The organism is Pseudoalteromonas sp. MelDa3 (genome assembly GCF_002863625.1).
In the GTDB taxonomy this organism is placed as follows: Bacteria; Pseudomonadota; Gammaproteobacteria; order Enterobacterales; family Alteromonadaceae; genus Pseudoalteromonas; species Pseudoalteromonas arctica.
This window is the reverse complement of the sequence record NZ_PJBR01000086.1, coordinates 1-18,803: the sequence shown is the minus strand read 5'-3', so window position 1 is coordinate 18,803 and position 18,803 is coordinate 1. Positions and strand designations below refer to the sequence as shown.

Annotated in this window: 18 protein-coding genes and 4 tRNA genes; 9 read left to right on the top strand and 13 right to left on the bottom strand. The window is 39.6% G+C overall.

The window, feature by feature from the left end; genetic code table 11:
* The 8 genes from CXF89_RS14870 to murB form a co-directional block, all read right to left on the bottom strand.
* A partial coding sequence (locus CXF89_RS14870; RefSeq protein WP_232785096.1) for a GTP-binding protein occupies positions 1-162 on the bottom strand: 162 nt, incomplete at its 3' end.
* 128 nt (positions 163-290) lie between these two features.
* A tRNA-Thr gene (locus CXF89_RS14865) sits at positions 291-366 on the bottom strand.
* A gap of 11 nt (positions 367-377) precedes the next feature.
* A tRNA-Gly gene (locus tag CXF89_RS14860) sits at positions 378-452 on the bottom strand.
* A 44-nt stretch (positions 453-496) separates the two neighbouring features.
* Positions 497-581 (bottom strand) — tRNA-Tyr (locus CXF89_RS14855).
* A gap of 40 nt (positions 582-621) precedes the next feature.
* Positions 622-697, bottom strand: a tRNA-Thr gene (locus tag CXF89_RS14850).
* A 126-nt stretch (positions 698-823) separates the two neighbouring features.
* A complete protein-coding gene (locus CXF89_RS14845) occupies positions 824-1,534 on the bottom strand; it encodes a type III pantothenate kinase (protein WP_121955044.1) in 711 nt (236 codons plus the stop codon).
* A complete protein-coding gene (gene birA, locus CXF89_RS14840; RefSeq protein ID WP_121955043.1) occupies positions 1,531-2,523 on the bottom strand; it encodes a bifunctional biotin--[acetyl-CoA-carboxylase] ligase/biotin operon repressor BirA in 993 nt (330 codons plus the stop codon). The genes CXF89_RS14845 and birA overlap by 4 nt, the downstream gene beginning before the upstream one ends.
* Complete coding sequence (murB, locus tag CXF89_RS14835) at positions 2,520-3,530, bottom strand: UDP-N-acetylmuramate dehydrogenase (protein WP_121955042.1); 1,011 nt, start codon at positions 3,528-3,530, stop codon at positions 2,520-2,522. Before murB ends, birA begins: the two co-directional genes overlap by 4 nt.
* A 144-nt stretch (positions 3,531-3,674) precedes the next feature.
* On the opposite strand from murB, the gene CXF89_RS14830 reads away from it, so the two are divergent.
* On the top strand, positions 3,675-5,516 hold the full coding sequence (locus CXF89_RS14830; RefSeq protein ID WP_121955041.1) for a M1 family metallopeptidase: 1,842 nt from the start codon (positions 3,675-3,677) through the stop codon (positions 5,514-5,516).
* 59 nt (positions 5,517-5,575) lie between these two features.
* On the opposite strand, the gene CXF89_RS14825 is transcribed toward CXF89_RS14830, so the two are convergent.
* Complete coding sequence (locus CXF89_RS14825) at positions 5,576-6,175, bottom strand: DUF2057 domain-containing protein (protein WP_121955040.1); 600 nt, start codon at positions 6,173-6,175, stop codon at positions 5,576-5,578.
* 92 nt (positions 6,176-6,267) lie between these two features.
* Between CXF89_RS14825 and CXF89_RS14820 the strand changes: the two genes are divergently transcribed.
* The 3 genes from CXF89_RS14820 (at position 6,268) to CXF89_RS14810 (ending at position 9,836) form a co-directional block, all read left to right on the top strand.
* Positions 6,268-6,636 (top strand): histidine triad nucleotide-binding protein, encoded by a 369-nt coding sequence (locus CXF89_RS14820; RefSeq protein WP_007579887.1) that lies wholly within the window; start codon positions 6,268-6,270, stop codon positions 6,634-6,636.
* Between the two features lie 220 nt (positions 6,637-6,856).
* Positions 6,857-7,513 carry a helix-turn-helix transcriptional regulator gene (locus CXF89_RS14815; protein ID WP_004334929.1) on the top strand — a complete coding sequence of 219 codons (657 nt, stop codon included), beginning with the start codon at positions 6,857-6,859 and terminating at the stop codon, positions 7,511-7,513.
* 166 nt (positions 7,514-7,679) lie between these two features.
* Positions 7,680-9,836, top strand: coding sequence for a response regulator (locus tag CXF89_RS14810; protein WP_121955039.1), 2,157 nt, complete (start codon positions 7,680-7,682; stop codon positions 9,834-9,836).
* 30 nt (positions 9,837-9,866) lie between these two features.
* Here CXF89_RS14810 and CXF89_RS14805 read toward each other — a convergent pair whose 3' ends face one another.
* From CXF89_RS14805 to CXF89_RS14795, 3 genes are all read right to left on the bottom strand, one after another.
* Positions 9,867-11,282 (bottom strand): mannose-1-phosphate guanylyltransferase/mannose-6-phosphate isomerase, encoded by a 1,416-nt coding sequence (locus CXF89_RS14805; RefSeq protein ID WP_121955038.1) that lies wholly within the window; start codon positions 11,280-11,282, stop codon positions 9,867-9,869.
* Positions 11,283-11,357: 75 nt separating this feature from the next.
* Positions 11,358-12,131, bottom strand: coding sequence for an amidohydrolase (locus CXF89_RS14800; RefSeq protein WP_121955037.1), 774 nt, complete (start codon positions 12,129-12,131; stop codon positions 11,358-11,360).
* Complete coding sequence (locus tag CXF89_RS14795; protein ID WP_121955036.1) at positions 12,119-13,261, bottom strand: methionine aminotransferase; 1,143 nt, start codon at positions 13,259-13,261, stop codon at positions 12,119-12,121. Before CXF89_RS14795 ends, CXF89_RS14800 begins: the two co-directional genes overlap by 13 nt.
* A 108-nt stretch (positions 13,262-13,369) precedes the next feature.
* On the opposite strand from CXF89_RS14795, the gene CXF89_RS14790 reads away from it, so the two are divergent.
* From CXF89_RS14790 to CXF89_RS14775, 4 genes are all read left to right on the top strand, one after another.
* Positions 13,370-13,999 (top strand): methylthioribulose 1-phosphate dehydratase, encoded by a 630-nt coding sequence (locus CXF89_RS14790; protein ID WP_121955035.1) that lies wholly within the window; start codon positions 13,370-13,372, stop codon positions 13,997-13,999.
* Positions 13,996-14,682, top strand: a complete 687-nt coding sequence (gene mtnC / locus CXF89_RS14785; RefSeq protein WP_121955034.1) for an acireductone synthase — start codon at positions 13,996-13,998, stop codon at positions 14,680-14,682. Before CXF89_RS14790 ends, mtnC begins: the two co-directional genes overlap by 4 nt.
* Positions 14,679-15,221, top strand: coding sequence for a 1,2-dihydroxy-3-keto-5-methylthiopentene dioxygenase (locus tag CXF89_RS14780; RefSeq protein WP_121955033.1), 543 nt, complete (start codon positions 14,679-14,681; stop codon positions 15,219-15,221). The genes mtnC and CXF89_RS14780 overlap by 4 nt, the downstream gene beginning before the upstream one ends.
* A 129-nt stretch (positions 15,222-15,350) precedes the next feature.
* Positions 15,351-16,415 (top strand): RelA/SpoT domain-containing protein, encoded by a 1,065-nt coding sequence (locus CXF89_RS14775; protein ID WP_121955032.1) that lies wholly within the window; start codon positions 15,351-15,353, stop codon positions 16,413-16,415.
* Here CXF89_RS14775 and mtnA read toward each other — a convergent pair.
* On the bottom strand, positions 16,404-17,432 hold the full coding sequence (mtnA, locus tag CXF89_RS14770; RefSeq protein ID WP_121955031.1) for an S-methyl-5-thioribose-1-phosphate isomerase: 1,029 nt from the start codon (positions 17,430-17,432) through the stop codon (positions 16,404-16,406). The two genes, CXF89_RS14775 and mtnA, sit on opposite strands and share 12 nt — an antisense overlap.
* Positions 17,433-17,561: 129 nt before the next feature.
* Between mtnA and mtnK the strand changes: the two genes are divergently transcribed.
* Positions 17,562-18,779, top strand: a complete 1,218-nt coding sequence (gene mtnK / locus CXF89_RS14765) for an S-methyl-5-thioribose kinase (RefSeq protein WP_121955030.1) — start codon at positions 17,562-17,564, stop codon at positions 18,777-18,779.
* Positions 18,780-18,803: the final 24 nt, after the last annotated feature.

Sequence of the window (18,803 nt, the reverse complement as noted above, 5' to 3'; positions counted from 1 at the left end):
TGGAGCGTTGTCGATTGATGCGAAATCTTTAGCAACACCGCCGTATACTTTTGCAAGTACGTTAGTGATTGCTGCAGTTAGTGTAGTCTTACCGTGGTCAACGTGGCCGATTGTACCAACGTTTACGTGCGGTTTTACGCGTTCAAACTTTTCTTTTGCCATGACGGAACCTATCAGTTTTGTGTATCTAAATTACATATGAAAATAATCCACCAGAGGTAGATTAAGTTAATTTTTTCAAATAGTATTTTCTGACAGATAAAGGAAGTAATCAAGGAGATTCTTAGGACTGGTGCTGATAGGCAGAGTCGAACTGCCGACCTCACCCTTACCAAGGGTGCGCTCTACCAACTGAGCTATATCAGCAACACAAGAACTGGAGCGGGCAGCGGGAATCGAACCCGCATCATCAGCTTGGAAGGCTGAGGTAATAGCCATTATACGATGCCCGCATAAAAATCTGTTCTTAAACTACCTCTAACCGTCAAGAATAAAGTGGTGGAGGGAGCTGGATTCGAACCAGCGAAGGCTGAGCCGTCAGATTTACAGTCTGATCCCTTTGGCCGCTCGGGAACCCCTCCACGATAATTCTCTACTAATTCACTTCCGGTAAAAGGAAAGTGGTGCCGACTAACCGAGTCGAACGGTTGACCTACTGATTACAAGTCAGTTGCTCTACCAGCTGAGCTAAGTCGGCACTGCTTTAGTACGGGGCGAGATATTAGAGTAAGGTTTATTGGGATGCAACAATAAAATTAAAAAAAGTGTAAATTCTTAGTTTAAATGCTCAATATTCACGCGAAAACGCGTTTTTTGCACTTTTTTATACTGTTTCGGTTAATTCGTACCAATATTTCAATCCCTTCATTACGAGCAATGAATCAAAAATACTTCCTGCAAATTGCTGCTGCAATAGTGAGCCATAGCCACCAGCAAAAATAATTTGTGTTGCTTGGTCTGCTTTTTGGGCAGTTAAATGCAACTTGGCTTGTTCAATCGCTCCAATGGTTGCGACTAAAGCGCCATTTTTTAAACCATTAGGTGTGTTTTTACCCAATTCATTAGTAAACGGTGTTTTACCGTCATCAAAAACACGTTGGGTGTTTTGTGTAAGCAATGAGGTCATTAAATCAAGCCCGGGTAAAATCCAGCCACCTAAATGTAACCCTTCACTATTGAGCACATCAATTGTTGTCGCAGTACCCGCATCAACAATAATACATGCTGTGTTTGGATATAACGTAAAGCCTGCAATAAGCGCCAACCACCTATCTATGCCTAAGTTACCCACATGCTCGTAAGCGCATACAAGATCTCCAAGCGTTTTGGTTACCTTGGCCTCAAAGCAAGCAATATTATTACTAGCCGCTTGCACGAGAATATCGTTTAGTAAATCACTGCGCCCTACGCACGCATAAATCACTTCGGTTATTTGCAACCAAGGTAGGTTATTTATATCTGCTGGTTGTGCTTGCTCGTTATGCCACATCACAGCTTTTAGTGATGTATTTCCTACGTCGATCAATAATCTCATACTTGCGCCTTTCTGAGGGAGACTTCACCACCGTAATAACTTTTTACTTCACCATCTTGGCGAATTCGTATTCCACCTTGTGGGTCAATACCTTCGCATATTCCACGCCAGCTTCGGTGTCCTGTATTTAGCTCAACATAATCGCCAGCAAACGCATTAAGCGAATTCCATTGCTCATACATATCTTGTAAGCCAGTTTGACGATACTTCACTAAACGCTGCTCTAAGTGATAAGTAAGTGACGCCACCAGCTGGTTTTTATCAAGCTTTTGAGTATGTTGATTTAAGTCGGTCCACGCTTGGTCTATATGTTGGCTAAAACTCTCAGGCATCTGTAAATTAATACCTATACCAATCACTAACTGACAAGGTCCTTGCGGTTGCCCATCTAATTCAACCAATACACCTGCAAGTTTTTGTTTATTTATATAAATATCGTTAGGCCATTTAAGCTCTACGTCAATTTGGTATAACGCTTTAATTGCATCATAAACAGCAAGGCCTACCGCAATTGATACACCCATTGCAGCTTGAAGCCCGTCATCTAAACGCCAAAAATAACTGTAATACAAATTAGCGCCAAATGGGGATTGCCAAACACGGCCGCGTCTGCCACGTCCTGCTTGCTGCATTTCAGCAACAATAACAGTGCCAGACTCAAGCGCTGTTTTGGCCTGTATACGGCGCATAAGCTCGCTGTTGGTCGAATCAATAATAGGGTGTACTTCTACATCGGCAGTATTTGCACCTAGCGCTCTGTAGTGCTGATCAATTTGTGTTTTATTTAAAAGGCCCACTTGGTTATTTAAGCAATAGCCTTTGCCAGTCACTTTAAAAATATCCAAGCCCATTTCTTGTAACGTTTTGATATGTTTACTCACCGCAGCTCGGCTAATTCCTAGCTTTTCACCCAAGGCTTGGCCAGATACAAAGCCCCCTTGGTTAAGTGCATTTAAAATAGCGAGTTTGTTTCCATCAGGTGCTTTCATTGCTCAGGCTCCGCGTTAATATGGCATTCGCTGCGCGCATCTATTAAACGTACCTCGTGTTCTAGCATAATGTTGTAACGTGTATAAACCACTTGCTGAATGTGTTTAATCATATTTATTAGGTCACCACCTTCACTATTTCCGTGATTAACAAGTACTAATGCTTGTTGTTGATGCACTTCTATACCGGCCTCGCGGTGCCCTTTTAAACCACTTTGATCGATTAGCCAACCTGCCGCGACCTTGTGATGACTTTGCCCATATTCGTAATGAGGTAAATCTGCAAATTGCTTTAATAGTTCAGCTAACTGCTGGTTGGTTATTATTGGGTTTTTAAAAAAGCTACCCGCATTGGCAAGTGTATATGGGTTAGGTAATTTGCTATTGCGCGTTTTTATAACCTGATCGAATACTGCTTGCGGGGTAATGCTTGAGAGCTGTTGCAGGGGGCCATAACTTAATACTGGTTGCCATTTTTTTGGGAGCGCTAAATGCACTTGCGTGATCACCGCTTTATTTTTGAGAGCATTTTTAAATATTGAGTCTCTGTAAGCAAATTCACATTGCTCGTTATTTAGTGAATGCATAGTTTTAGTGGTTATATCAAAGTACTCTACCAACTCAACAAATTTAGCTATCTCAACGCCATAAGCACCAATATTTTGTACCGGTGATGCGCCAACAGTGCCCGGTATAAGTGCTAGATTTTCAAGCCCGGGTATATTTTTCTCTAATAAATAACTGACTAGTTGATGCCAGTTTTCGCCTGCAGCAATACTTATTAGTGTGTCGCTCTCACGCTCGGTGATTTTAATACCTTTTAAGGCTATTTTTATAACCGTGCCCATGTAGTCATTTAAAAACACGGTATTACTGCCCTCGCCTAGCAAACAAAACGGTGCACTAAAACTTTGCGTTTTAAGTTGCTCAAGCTGAGTAATTTCAACAAAATTTTGGCATTGGCTGTTTAATGCGAATGTATGTAAGGAGTGTAATGAATGCGCCACAAAGCTCTCTAAAAAATACCGGTAACTAATCGCAATAGTTTACCTCATCGTCGCAAATGTGGCACTAGATTGTAAAAATCACTCAACCCACCGTGTCAATCGTGATATAAAACCAGCACTTTTTTATTTGTGTTCAGAGTAATGATGAAAATTAAACCTCTTTTTTTAAGCCTCGCTATGGCGGGTATGTGTTCGCAAGCAATGGCTAATGCGATTGACCAAAACTCGTATGCTAACCTTGATGATGTTGTTACTACTCACTTAAACCTTGATTTAGATGTCGACTTTGCCGACAAGCAGTTAGAAGGTTTTGTTGAGCATACTCTTCAGTGGAACAACAGCAAAAGTAGAACTCTCGTACTTGATACCCGCGACTTAGACATTGATAAAGTAATGTACAAAGACCAAAGTGGTAACTGGAAAAAGGCGACTTTTGATTTAGCTAAGCGAGATGACGTTAAAGGTTCAAAGCTTACTATTGTGTTTAAAAACCAAGCTGAAGTAGTTCGTATTTACTACAACAGTCGTCCAGAAGCATCTGGCCTGCAATGGTTAACACCAGAGCAAACGGCAAGTAAAACGCATCCATTTATGTACAGCCAATCGCAAGCAATTCATGCACGTAGTTGGATCCCAGTGCAAGATACACCCGCAATGCGTGTAACTTACTCTGCACGAATTCATACACCAAAAGATATACGTGCTGTAATGAGTGCCGACAACAAAGATGCGCTTTATAAAGATGGCGACTACATTTTTGATATGCCACAAGCAATTTCACCTTACCTAATTGCTATTGGCGCAGGTAACTTAGAATTTAAAGCAATGTCGCATCAAACAGGCATATTTGCTGAACCGACAATTTTAGATGCCTCAGTTGCTGAATTTGACGACACCCAAGCCATGATCGACAAAACAAACGCGATGTACGGCGAATATGCATGGGGTCGCTACGACTTATTAATGCTACCACCAAGTTTTCCGTTTGGTGGCATGGAAAACCCACGCTTATCATTTATTACTCCAACGGTTGTTGCTGGTGATAAAAGCTTAGTTAACCTTATTGCCCATGAGCTTGCTCATTCTTGGTCAGGTAACTTAGTAACTAACGCAACGTGGGAAGATTTATGGTTAAACGAAGGTTTTACCTCGTACGTTGAAAACCGCATTATGGAAGAAGTATTTGGTCGTGACCGTGCGGTTATGGAACAAGCACTTGATTCAGCGTCTTTACGCGCACAAATTAAAACAATTGATGCACCAGATACACGCCTTAATTTAAAACTTAATGGCCGCGACCCAGACGATGCGTTTAGCTCAGTGCCTTACACTAAAGGTCAGTTATTTTTAATCTATCTAGAAAACAAATATGGCCGCGATAAGTTTGACCCGTTCGTAAAAGCGTACTTTAAAGAGTTTTCATTTAAATCACTTACTACCGCGCAATTTGTTACTTACTTAAAAGCTAACTTAATTGAGAAGTACCCTGGTGTTGTAAGTATGGATAAAGTAAACGAATGGATTTTTGAGCCTGGCTTACCAAGTGATGCGCCAAACCCTACGTCTGATGCATTTGATAAAGTAGATACTGCAACAGCAGCATGGTTGAAAGGCGACACAACAGCAGCTCAACTACCAACGACTGATTGGTCTGTGCATGAGTGGCTACACTTTTTAAATAACTTACCACGCGATTTAAGCATAGAGAAAATGAGCGAGCTTGATAGTGAATTTAACCTAACGCAATCAACTAACGCTGAACGTGCGTTTGCTTGGTTTATGCTAGCAGTAGGTAATGGTTATCAACCAATTTATCCTGCGCTTAATAAGCACTTATCAGGTATTGGCCGTCGTAAGTTAATTGTGCCGTTATATAAATCACTTATCACTAACGGTAAAAAAGACTGGGCACAAAGCGTGTACTTAAAAGCACGCCCTGGGTATCACCCTCTTGCGCAAGGTACTATTGACGCATTATTTGAATAAATAGCGTTAACTAGAAACTAAAAAGGGCCAAATTTGGCCCTTTTTGTTTTTCTGTTATTTTACTTTGTTACTTTTTCTAAAAAAGCTTTACGCTCTGCAGTTGTGGCTTGTTGCCACCAAAAATCAAGCATTTGCGGCGCACTTGGCATGCCTTTACCTGTAATTGGTGCTATCGGCTTTATTGGCTGACTAGGACGTGAAGGTCCTGCAGGCAATGTATTTTGCATTACCGGTTTATTGCTTGCTAGTTGCGTGTTAGAAATAACACTTAAAGGCTTAGCAACAGCGCTACTTTTTGCTTTTAAACTCACTTGAGGGGCTTCTGCAAACACTTTTGCAGATACTGCATTTTCAGCACGATTAAAAACTAAGGTATAATCTTTACCTGCTTCAACAGTTACACTTACCCAAAATGGTTCCGACTCCACAACTTCATGCGTGTCATAATCATCTTCATATAAATCGGTGTACTTTAGCCTAAGCTGATAAGTTCCGGGGGCAAGCTCTACATCATCAATACGACTAAACAAAGAGCTTTCTAGCATTTTATCGCCCACTTGCAGTGGTACAAATTCTTCTGGAAAGTGAATATTCTCAGCATTAGCCGAAAAACTAAGTAGTAATGCAACTGCACTACTTATTAAAATTGGTTTAAGCATATTAACTCCTTTATTTGATTTCAGTTTGACACTGCTTTGAAAGTTTGTCATTAGTGAGCTTAAAATTCACAACACTTAATTAGGAACACACTATGAGCCAAGAAACTATTTTTACCAAAATCATTAATCGTGAAATTCCAGCAGATATTATTTACGAAGATGAAAACACTCTCGCATTTAAAGATATAAACCCACAAGCGCCATTTCATGTGTTAATTATCCCAAAAAAAGCAATTGCTACTATAAATGATATAAATCCTGAAAACTCACATTTAGTAGGCAACTTATACGTAGTTGCAGCTAAATTAGCTAAGCAACATAATTTTGCTGAAGACGGATACCGCGTAGTTATGAACTGTAACGAACATGGTGGGCAAACTGTTTATCACATACATTTACACATGCTTGGCGGTAAAGAAATGGGCTGGCCACCTTATCAAAATGTAAAAAAAGTAAAATAATTAAAAGTTTTTATTAAATTGTTCCACTCAATTAATTAGTTACAAATGTTATGATTTTTCATAGTTATAAAGAATAAATAGTTACTTATTTGCAACATTTTGTGTTTAAATAATCGTAATATCGTATTTGTTATTGAGTACATCAGCGATTTTCTAATACAAAAGGTGTGGAAGTCGTGGTAAACTTAGTCAGTCAGCTTTATAAAAGAGTATAAAAAACATGAGCAGTTCAGCCTTTTTGTTATTAGATCAAGAGCCAATTAACACTATTGGTATTAACGTTTTAGAACCTTTGTTAAAAACGCAAGGTCTTGACGTAACCACAGGTACTAATATTTTAGACATACCTGAAGGGACTCGACTTTTGTTTATTGAAACATCAAGCAAGGATGCATGGGGAAAACTAAAAGAACAACTAGTAAACCTACGTATTAAATGCGATATCATATTATTTAATCTAGACGAAAACCCTGAGCTTGCTAATCGTGCATTGTTGAGCGGTATTCGTGGCGTATTTTACACAACAGATAACGCCGATGTATTAATGAAAGGTATTCGCTTACTACTTGAAGATCAGCTTTGGTACCGTCGCGATATTATGTGTAATGCATTAAATCGTATGCTGCAATTTAATAAAGATGCGCTGCATAAACTAACCGAAGGGGATATTGAGCCTGTTAAACTTACTAAGCGAGAAAAAGCAATAATCTCACTAATGAGTAAAGGTTCGAAGAATAAAGAAATCGCAGAAGATTTAAGTATCAGTCCACACACAGTTAAAACACATTTATATAGCGCATTTAGAAAAACTAAATGTCGTAACCGTATTGAGCTCCTATCTTGGGCACAACAAAATATCCCTGATGAAATTCGTTAATCATATATTTAGTTTAAAATTAAAAACAGACACTTAGGTGTCTGTTTTTGTATGTGCTATATACTTATCTAATAACAATTAGCTTAATTAAGTAATCTGTTTTGATAATTGGTATAAGTGTATACTTTTGATAATCTTAGTTTAAAACTACTTTGCTGGAATATTAATGCTCGACTCTTTCACTCTTTATTTTGCCAGCATCGCCATCATGGTCGTAATGACCTTACTTAACTTTTTGACATGGCGAACAAACAAACAAATATCGGGCACGCTGCTATACATTTTTTATCCCATATTGCTATTAGGCTCTGTTATTGGCTTTACTCTTGTTGGTGATACACATAATTTAGTAATTATTAGCGCTGCCAGTAGCATGATGTTTGCCGCATCAATAGTGCACTGCCTTTCACTTAGTCAGTTTTTAAATTATCGCGGTATTGGTTTTAAATTACTCTGCTCAGTGACCGCTTTTTGCACTGTAATGCTTGGCTATTACACCTTTTTTGACCCATCTTTACACGAAAGAGTGATTGCATCCGATATACAACACATAGCAGAAGCCGGTTTTTTACTGTTTATATTTATTAAGTGTGCACGCAAACCCTATCCTAATGGCAGTATTGTATACATAACCATTTTAACGCTTGTTGCTTTAAGCTTTATTGGCCGCTCGTTATTTATGGATAACATTGAACAAAAAAATCTTTTAGTAAACGGCTGGTTTAGCTCTTTGCTATTTTTAAATGGCGTAATTGCACCTATGTTTTATGCTGCAGGTATGGCGTTATTATGTAATGAGCGCAGAGAGCAGCACCTCAATAAATTAGCCGATAAAGCACAAAAAGATTTAGAAATACGCGGGCTCTTTTTATCAACTATAAGCCACGAAATTCGCACCCCGCTAAACGGTATTTTAGGCAGCGCCCAACTTGTTATGAACCAAACAAGTGATACTCGCAATAAAGCCTATTGCGAGGCGATTATAAATTCTGCCGAATCACTTAACTTATTGGTAGATAAGGTCCTTGATTACGCGAGCCTAGATCAAAGTGACGAAGCGCTTTATGAAGAAGATGTAGAGTTTAAAACATGGCTTAATAATTTATGCTTATTACTCAGTCCTCTCGCGGAGCAAAAGCAACTCAAGTTTGAACTAATATGTAATATTCCTGAGCAAGCCTGTTATTACTGCGACCAGCAAAAACTTAGGCAAATAATTATTAATTTAGTAGGTAATGCCATTAAGTTTACAGACCACGGAACCGTTAAAATTCAGGTTGATTTAGTATTAGAAAAGCAACTTGAGCACACTATAAAAATTAGTGTAAAAGATTCAGGGCCAGGTATAGAAAATGATGAGATAGCCTACTTAACAGAACCTTATGTACAAAGTAGTGCAGGAAAAGAGAAAGGCGGAACCGGCCTTGGTTTAGCTATTACCAGTCGCCTGCTTGAAAAGCTCAGTAGCCGACTCGAAATAGCCAGCCAGCTTGGTACTGGTAGTGTATTTAGCTTTACCGTTACTTTTACTTTAGGTGAATTAAGCCTTGTAGAGCAGCGCCATCAAACTAAAGATTACTTAACAGGTCTTGATGTACTACTGGTTGAAGATTTAGATTTAAATCAAAAAATTGCTATAGAATTTATGGCCGACGATGAGCACAAAATTAAGCTCGCAAAAGATGGGAAAAGCGCCATAGAGCTCATGCAAGCTCACCACTTCGATGTTGTTTTGCTTGATATGAACCTACCTGATTTAACAGGCCAAGAAGTACTTAAACGGCTAAAACGCATTGATCATAAAAACCAACGAACGCCAGTACTCGCATTTACTGCAAGCCTTAGCCCTGACGAAGTAAAAGAGTATTTAGAATTAGGTATAAAAGACATTGTAGGTAAACCTATTAAGCACGAGAAGCTTCGCCAAGCACTTAGCGACTCTCAATCTAATCAAACTGCGAGTATTGCAGTAGAGCTTATTGATACCTTGTATGACAAAACAGCGGCCGAAACACTCACCAGCTCGTTTAGTGAAGATGAAGTGTCGTCGATTTATAATGAGTTTGTGCTTTCGGCGCGTAACAAGCTAATTCGCTGTCAAAAGCTTATTGATCAACAACCAGAGCAATGCATTAAGCTTTTACATCGACAAGCAAGCACTGCTCTGCAACTTGGCTTTAATCGCTATGGTATTGAGCTTAAAAAAATAGAGCGCCGTTTACTCGATAAAAAACCACACAACGATCTGCTTGATGAAGCGTTAGATCTGTGGCAACGAAGCTTAGAGCAATATTTAAAGTTTGTGCGTGGGCAGTTAGAGTAATAGTGAATTAGCTTTAAAAACAGCTAATTATTAGCCTCTTCCATATTTATCATCAAATCGCTCTATGTCGCTTTCATCAAGTACAGCACCGGTTTGCACTTCAATGACTATTAACGGCTCTTTTTGATTATTAGCCAAGTTATGAATTTGTTTTGCGGCGATATAACACGATTGGTCATGCGTTAGCGTATACGCCTGCTCATCAATGCATACATCTGCAATGCCCGAAACCACAACCCAATGTTCAGCGCGATGCTGATGGCGCTGCGTCGAAAGCTTAGCACCGCTGTTAACAGTAATTTTTTTAACTTTAAAGCCAGTACCCTCAACCAAAGTACGGTAATTCCCCCACGGGCGAAAAACCACTTGATGATGATTAAGTTTATCGGCCTGTTTTGTCGCAATTTGCTTGAGCAACAAAGGCAGAGAATCCAGCTCATTTTGATTTGCGATTAACGTGGCATCATGAGTATGAATAATCGCTAAATTACTCACCCCAAGCGTGGCTATTGTATGCTCAGCCTCGTTAATAACTAAGTTATTAGTGCTTTTTTGAGCCATATAATTAGTATTTAAACTATTACCGTTTTCATCTTTTTTTGTAAGCGCATCAAGGGATGAAAAACTGCCTACATCACTCCATTTTAAATCAACAGGCATAACAACTACGTTATCGCTTCGCTCTAAAATAGCGTAATCTATTGAATCGCTTGGGCAGTGCTCAAGCGCACTGTTGCTTGGACGGGTAAACTCTAAATCTTTAGTAAATTGTGCCGCTGCAGCGACACTCATTGCTATTTTTGGCGCAAACCGCTCGAGCTCTTTTAAATAAGCCGCAGGGGTAAATAAAAACATTCCGCTATTCCAGCTATAACCCCCTTGAGCTAAATAACGGTTCGCTGTATCTAAGTCAGGCTTTTCTTTAAATTGTGCAACATCGTAACAACCTGTTCCAGCAATAGCCGCGCCTTGTTTTATGTAGCCATAACCAGTATGCGGCTCTGTAGGTGTAATCGAAAACGTCACTAACTTACCTTGCTCGGCAAGTTTTACGGCTTCTGGGAGCTTAGCCGTTAATACATCAAAGTTTTCAATATGATGATCGGCAGGCATCACTAGTAGCGGACCAGTAACACCATTTTGTAGTGCGTAGTGCGCCGCTAATCCGATAGCAGGCGCGGTATTTTTACCGTTAGGCTCAAGTAATAATGCACTAGGGGCTAAGCTTGCAACTTGCTCGGCGGCAATAAATCGGTGCTGTTCGTTACACACTAAAATAGCATTATCGTACAACCCATCAGAAACACGCGCCAACGTACTTTGTAGCAATGACGTGTTTTCATTTAGTAGTGGTAAAAATTGTTTAGGCATTGCTTGGCGAGAAAGCGGCCACAAGCGAGAGCCTATGCCACCTGCTAAAATTACAGGAGTGATTAAAGTGTTCATTACGAAATTTGCCGCCAACAAAAAATATCAGCGGCCATTTTAACACTTTATTGGCTCTGCGCTAAATTAACGTGTTTATATTAATGTAAAAGAGTCTGCATCTAAATAGGCAGGAAACGCCGCTTTAAACTCATCCAGTGGTGCTTTTTCAAGTGTTATAGTAACTAGTTGTTCGGTGTCATCTTGCGCTTTAGTCAAGGCATCGCCTTTAAAGTCGTATACCGCTGTACCACCATTGTGCGCGGCACCATTACCATCATCCCCTACGCGATTAACGCCTACTACGTAACACAGGTTTTCCATGGCACGTGCCATAAGTAACGTATCCCAAATATGGCGGCGCACAGCAGGCCAATTTGCTACGTTTATCATTACATCGTAGTCGTTATTATTACGTTGAAATACCGGAAAGCGCAGGTCGTAACATACCTGCGGTAATAGTTTAAAACCGTTGATTTCAAAAACTTTGCGCTCTTGCCCTGCTACAACGTAGTCGCCCTCACTGCCTAAGCGAAATAAATGGCGCTTATCGTAATAACTCACCTCTCCATCGGGTTTTACCCAATAAAACCGATTTGCTTTTTTATCGCCTTGTGCAACAAGTACCGAACCCGCAATAACCGCATTATGTTTATGAGCCTGCGCTTTTAACCAAGTCAGTACTTTACCATTTTCGGGCTCTGCACAATCTAAATTAATAGCAAAGCCAGTCGAGAATGTTTCGGGCAGTAAAATAAGATCGGGCTGATGCGTAATTGCGTCAAGCTGTTTATTAAACATGGCTAAATTAGCGTCTTTATCAAGCCAATAAAGCGAGCTTTGCAATGCTGTAATGGTTAAAGTTGACATAATATTTGCGCAGCCTCTATGAGAGTGTTGTCGTTTTTAGCAAAGCATAAACGAATTACCTTATCGGTCGGTGGTTTTTGATAAAATACACTTAACGGAATAGCCGCAACACCTGCTTGCTCAACTAACCAATGGCAAAAATCAACATCGTTTAAATCCGATACATCGCTGTAATCTAACAATAAAAAGTAAGTGCCCTGGCTAGGTAAAATTTTAAAACGGCTGTTACTTAAATGACTCGCTAATAAGTCGCGTTTTTGCTGATAAAACCCGCTTAGCTCATCTATATGCTCGCCTTGCTGCTCTAGCATATCGGCAAGCGCATGCTGTGCAGGAGTAAAACTTGAAAACGTAACGTACTGATGAATTTTTCTAAATTCAACAGCTAAATCGGCAGGTGCAATACAGTAACCCATTTTCCAGCCCGTGCTGTGAAACGTTTTACCAAAACTCGATATAACAAAGCTTTTGGCAAATAATTCATCATCGCGTAATGCGCTTAAATGCGGTTGTTCATCAAACGTAATGTGCTCATATACCTCATCGCTTATTACATACAAATTGTGAGTACCAACTAACTCTTTAAGCGCTTTTATATCTTGTGGCTGTAATATTTTACCGCTTGGGTTATGAGGCGTATTAATAATAATTGCACGGGTATTTTTAGTAATTGCTTGGCTTACTACTTGCCAATCAATAGTGTAATTTGGCGCACTTAAAGCAATGTGTACTGACTTTCCACCAGCGAGTTCAATTGCCGGTTGGTAAGAGTCATATGCAGGGTCAAATACAATCACTTCATCACTGGGGCGCACAATTGTTTGAATAGCCACAAACAATGCCTCTGTTGCACCCGAGGTGACAGTCACTTGATCAGCCGTGTTTATATCAGTTGCATATTTGCGCTTTGCTAAATCAGCAATTTGTTGCTGTAATCGTGGTAGACCACTTGAAGGTGAATATTGATTAACGCCCTGCTGCACATAATAATTTAACTGCGTTTTTAAAAGATCAGGAGCATCAAACTCAGGAAAGCCTTGAGAGAGATTAATTGCCGAAAACTCATTAGCCAACCCGCTCATTTGGCTAAATATACTAACGCCTAAATTTGGTAATTTACTTTCAAACACGTGATGCCCTTAATGATGGTTTTGCGCTTACAGCGATGCTATCATTGCTTGAAACAGAAGTATAGCCGTCTAAAAACAATTAACTTTACGCTCATTAGTGAGGAATGTATGCAAAACAATACCGCTATTTCACAACTTATTGAAGCCGGAAAATGGGTTAGCCAAAAAGGCTGGGTACCCGCAACAGGTGGAAATTTTTCAGCTCGTACTAGCACTGGCTTTGTTGTTACGGCAAGTGGGCACGATAAAGGCTTACTTACGCAAGAGCATTTTTTGCAATTAGATCACCGAGGCGAGCGCCTAGCTGGAGCTGTAAAGCCATCGGCAGAAACACAATTACACCTAAGTTTGTATCAGCTTATACCTAATGCACAGTGTGTTTTGCATACTCACTCTGTAGCCGCCACCGTACTGTCGCAAATTACCCAAAGGCATCAGCTTGATTTAACAGGCTATGAAATGCAAAAAGCACTGAGCGGCTTTACTTCGCATTTAGAAACGCTGAGCATTCCTATTTTCGATAACGATCAAGATATTGACCGATTAAGCCTGCTGGTCAGTGACCATCATTTACATACGCCGATAGAGCACGGCGTACTGATACGTGGTCATGGCTTATATGCAGTAGGGCGCAATATTGATGAAGTTCGCCGCCACCTAGAAGCCTTAGAATTTTTATTTAGCTGCGAACTAGAGCGCCTAAAAATAATAGGTATTCAAGCGGGAGTAACTAAATGATTAAAGCTATTTTAACCGATATTGAAGGCACAATAACCCGCATCTCATTTGTTAAAGAGGTGTTGTTTCCTTACGCGGCAAAACAATTACCGACCTTTGTACGTGCCAATGCTAATAAGCCTAATGTAGCCGAGCAAATTAGTGCCGTAAAAGCGCTTATCGAAAAGCCAAACGCCGATATAGAAGAAGTCATTAGCACTTTACTTACCTGGATTGATGAAGATAAAAAAATCACTCCACTTAAGCAGTTACAAGGCTTAATTTGGCAAACAGGGTATGAACACGGTGATTTTAAAGGTCATTTATACCCAGATGCATTTGATTTTTTACAAGCTCAACACAACAACGATATTACTTTATATGTGTACTCGTCAGGGTCGGTAAAAGCGCAGCAGCTACTTTTTAAATACAGTGATTATGGCGACATTCGCAGCTTATTTACTGACTTTTTTGACACCAAAGTTGGCGCAAAACAAGAGCAAATAGCCTATAACACTATTGTTGATCTGTTACCGTTTAAAGCAGCAGAAATACTCTTTCTAAGTGATGTAACCGGCGAGCTTGATGCCGCGCAAGCTGCGGGCATAAAAACATTACATTTAATTCGTGATGGGCAAGCAAGCACTAAAGCACACCCTTACATTAATGACTTTAGCCAATTTAAATTGGAGCAATTAGTATGAGCCAATTAACGGTGTATGCCGACAACAATGCAAACAAAGCACTTGTAAGCACATCAAATGCTGATGATATTGTAAATCAACTAGCTAAAGTAAACGTACGCTTTGAACAGTGGCAAGCAAATGCAGATATTAATGAGCACACCACCCATGAGCAAATTATTAGTGCGTACAAAAACGATATAGATCGATTAAAAATCGAAAATGGCTATCAAACAGTAGACGTTATATCTCTAGCTAAAGGCAACCCTGCCGCATCAGAGCTGCGCAAAAAGTTTTTATTTGAACATACTCATAGTGAAGACGAAGTGCGTTTTTTTGTAAAAGGCCAAGGGCTATTTTGCCTGCATTTAGGCAATAAGGTTTATCAGGTACTTTGCCAACAAGGCGATTTAATTTCAGTGCCTGAACTTACCCCGCATTGGTTTGATATGGGAAGCGACCCTGAATTTACTGCCATTCGCTTATTTAACAATACAGAGGGCTGGGTAGCAAAAAGTACTGACTCGTCTATTGCAGAGCAATTTCCCTTACTCGATTAATAAAGCTCAGTGCACGCATGCCTAAACTATATTTTCTATAAGCGTATTTATGCTATTTGCAGGATGACTTCAATCACTTAACTCTGTAATATTATTTTAGCAATGCAGCTGATAAAGAGTAACTTTCTAATGGTGAACGAACAATATCAAAAGTCTAAACAACAACTAGCCTACTCACGTAAGCAAGTTGAAAAGGCTGGTCGTATTTTTCGTAAAAATGAAGGTGATTTTGACTTTGCAATAGAGGTTGTACAAAACTATCGTGCAGCACATTTATATCCGCTGACTATTATTAAAAACCTCGTATGGAAACATGTAAAAAAGCTTTATTTGCTAGAATCGGCGACCATAGTTAGACGCTTAAAGCGCTTGCCAACTATTATAGATAAGTTACAAAGAGCCTCGTTGGATGGTAAAAGTGAAAACGCAATAAATCTGAAGCGAATGCACGATATAGGTGGCTGCCGAGTAATCTTAGATAATCTAGAGCATCTATATCAACTCAACGCCAGTTTAGATTCGAGTAGAGCAGTTCATAGCGTTAAATCATATGATTATATTGAAAACCCAAAAGCGACAGGCTATAGAGGTATTCATCGTGTTTATAAAAGTTATAACAATTTAAAATCTCACGATTATAAAGGCTTTCAAATTGAAGTTCAGTTACGCACTAGGCTTCAGCACCTTTGGGCTACTACTGTTGAAATTGTAGATATTATTGAAAAAGAAACACTAAAAACCAATCCCCAAGCAGCCGACACAGATTGGAAGCGATTATTTTTTATCATGGGTGAGTTTCTTGCAGTCAAAGATGGTTCAAATCAATTAAGTTCACAACAATCGCAGGCCTTTGTTGATGAGCTTTCGGCACTAAATAAAAAGCTAGCCGCATTTCATAAGCTTGATGCATTTAATCGCGCATTCCAAGTTGACGAAATTAAAAATAAATCGAAAGATACGGGCTTTGCTTTACTCGTTCACAACACTGAAACACAAATGGGTCGAGTCTTTTTATATGCAGAGAATAAAAAGCAAGAAGCTCTAACACATTACGCCGAACAAGAAAAACAAACTCACAATAACGTGCTTCTGGTAGCGGGGAGCGACTTGAAATCAATAGAAAAAGCCTACCCCAACTACCTAAATAGTACCTCTGAGTTTCTTTCAGAATTCAGTCGCATATTATTGAGTTAGCTCTTTAAGTTTACCCATTAATACTTGTTGCTGGTTATACACACCCGTGTCTAACACCCACCCTGTGACCAGTTTTGCCGGCGTTATATCAAATGCAGGGTTATACACATTAGCATTAGTGGGCGCCCATAAAGCCTCACCAAAGCTACCGCTAACTCCGCGCACTTCTTGAGGATTACGTTGCTCTATTTCTATATCATTACCGCACGCGGTGTTGGTATCAAGCGTGGTAATAGGCGCAACTACATAAAATGGAATGTTATGGAAATACGCAAGTACGGCTAAATTATAGGTGCCCACTTTATTGGCAAAATCACCATTGGCAGCAATACGATCAGCCCCTACCACTATTTTATCCACCTTACCTGCAGCCATTAAACTCGCCGCCATATTATCGCAAATTAGAGTGTAAGGTATTTTCCAGCGCTCAAGCTCAAAGGCAGTTAAGCGACCGCCTTGTAATAATGGTCGTGTTTCATCAACCCACACATGTACGTTGCCATATTTTTGCTGCGCTTTGTAAATAACACCTAGTGCAGTACCAATACCAGCGGTTGCAAGCGCCCCTGTATTACAATGGGTTAATATGTTGTCGCCACTATTTATAAGTTCGGCGCCACGGCTTGCCATTCGCTCACACAGCTCAATATCTTCAATAAACAACCGCTCAGCTGTGGTAACAATACCGGCAACATAATCGCTTTGCGTTAAAGCTTTACGCAATGCAGCCATACAATGCATTAAATTAACCGCCGTTGGGCGAGTGGCTTCTAGCTCATTGATTGCTTTTTCAAGCTCACCTTTAACTACCCCTTGCTCAGCTAAATACGCCACTAACAAGCTCGCGCTTAAACCAATAAGTGGAGCTCCACGTACTTTTAAACTAATGATCAGCTCTTTCATGGTTTCTACATCATGGCATTGATGCCATACCTGCTGGTGAGGTAGTAAATATTGGTCGAGCACACTAAGCGACCCGTTTTCATATTTTAAACTGCTTGCGATTAAATTTTGCATAATGCTTAAGGTATTAAAAATGCGTAACGTTATTTTACACCACTTTGAATAACTCTCAAGTTAGACTTGTAGACATCTAAACATTTAAAGGTATAGAATGCTTAAAAGCTGATTTTTGAGATTTAAACCATGACTAACTATGTTGCTTTTAATGCACAGCGCGCTATCGATTATGTATCGACATTAATTGAATCTAAACAATGTAATTTTTTTGCTCCCGGACAAGCCTTATCGGCATATGAGTTTGGTGATGGCAATCTTAATTTAGTATTTAGAATTACTGATGAGCAAAACAATAGTGTTATTTTAAAGCAAGCTCTGCCTTATGCGCGTTGCGTGGGTGAGTCGTGGCCATTAACGCTTGATAGAGCTCGTATAGAAGCACAAGTTTTGCTTAATCATGGCGCTATTTGCCCAACTTATACTGCTAGGGTTTTACATTATAGTGAAATGCAAGCACTGACTATTTTAGAAGATTTAGGTAATTTACAAATACTGCGAACTGCACAAAATAATGCTGAGCAATTTCCTAAATTAGCGCAGCACGTAGCGACCTACTTAAGCCATACTGGTTTTTATAATTCAGATTTTTATTTAACCGCACAAACTAAAAAAGCGCTCGTTAGCCAATTTACTAACCCTGAGCTTTGCCAAATCACTGAAGACTTATTTTTTAGCGATCCGTACATTGAGCACGAACGCAATAACTACCCAAAGCAACTACAAAGCGAAGTTGATGCAATACACAAAAACAGCGCATTAAAGTTAGAAATAGCAAAACTAAAAGCTAATTTTTTATCTAACCCGCAAACATTACTTCATGGTGATATGCATAGCGGCAGTATTTTTGTTGATTGTAATAATACAAAGATGATTGACCCTGAGTTTGGCTTTTTTGGTCCTATTGGGTTCGATATTGGCTCTTTTATTGGCAATTTACTTTTAAATTACTGCGCACAATACGGGCATATTGAAGATTTTGTAGCTCGTCGTAATTACCAAAACCACTTATTAAGCACCCTTGTTGAATGCTATACCTTATTTGAACAGCATTGGCTTACGCTTATAAATGAGCACACTACTGAAGGTGCGCTAAAGGTTACAGGCTACAGTGAATACTTTATAAAAGGCGTATTACAAGACGCCATTGGTTACTGTGGTGCTGAGTTAATTAGGCGCACCATAGGACTAGCACATGTAACCGATATAGATAGTATTGGTGATGATAAGGCGCGTCTTATAGTGCAAAAACAAACATTAGCACTAGGCGAGCAACTTATTTTGAATGCCCAAACATGCAACAACAAAGAAGCATTTTTTAGTTTATTAATAAGCCAATTAAATTAAAAAACATTAAAAAAGGCGCTATTA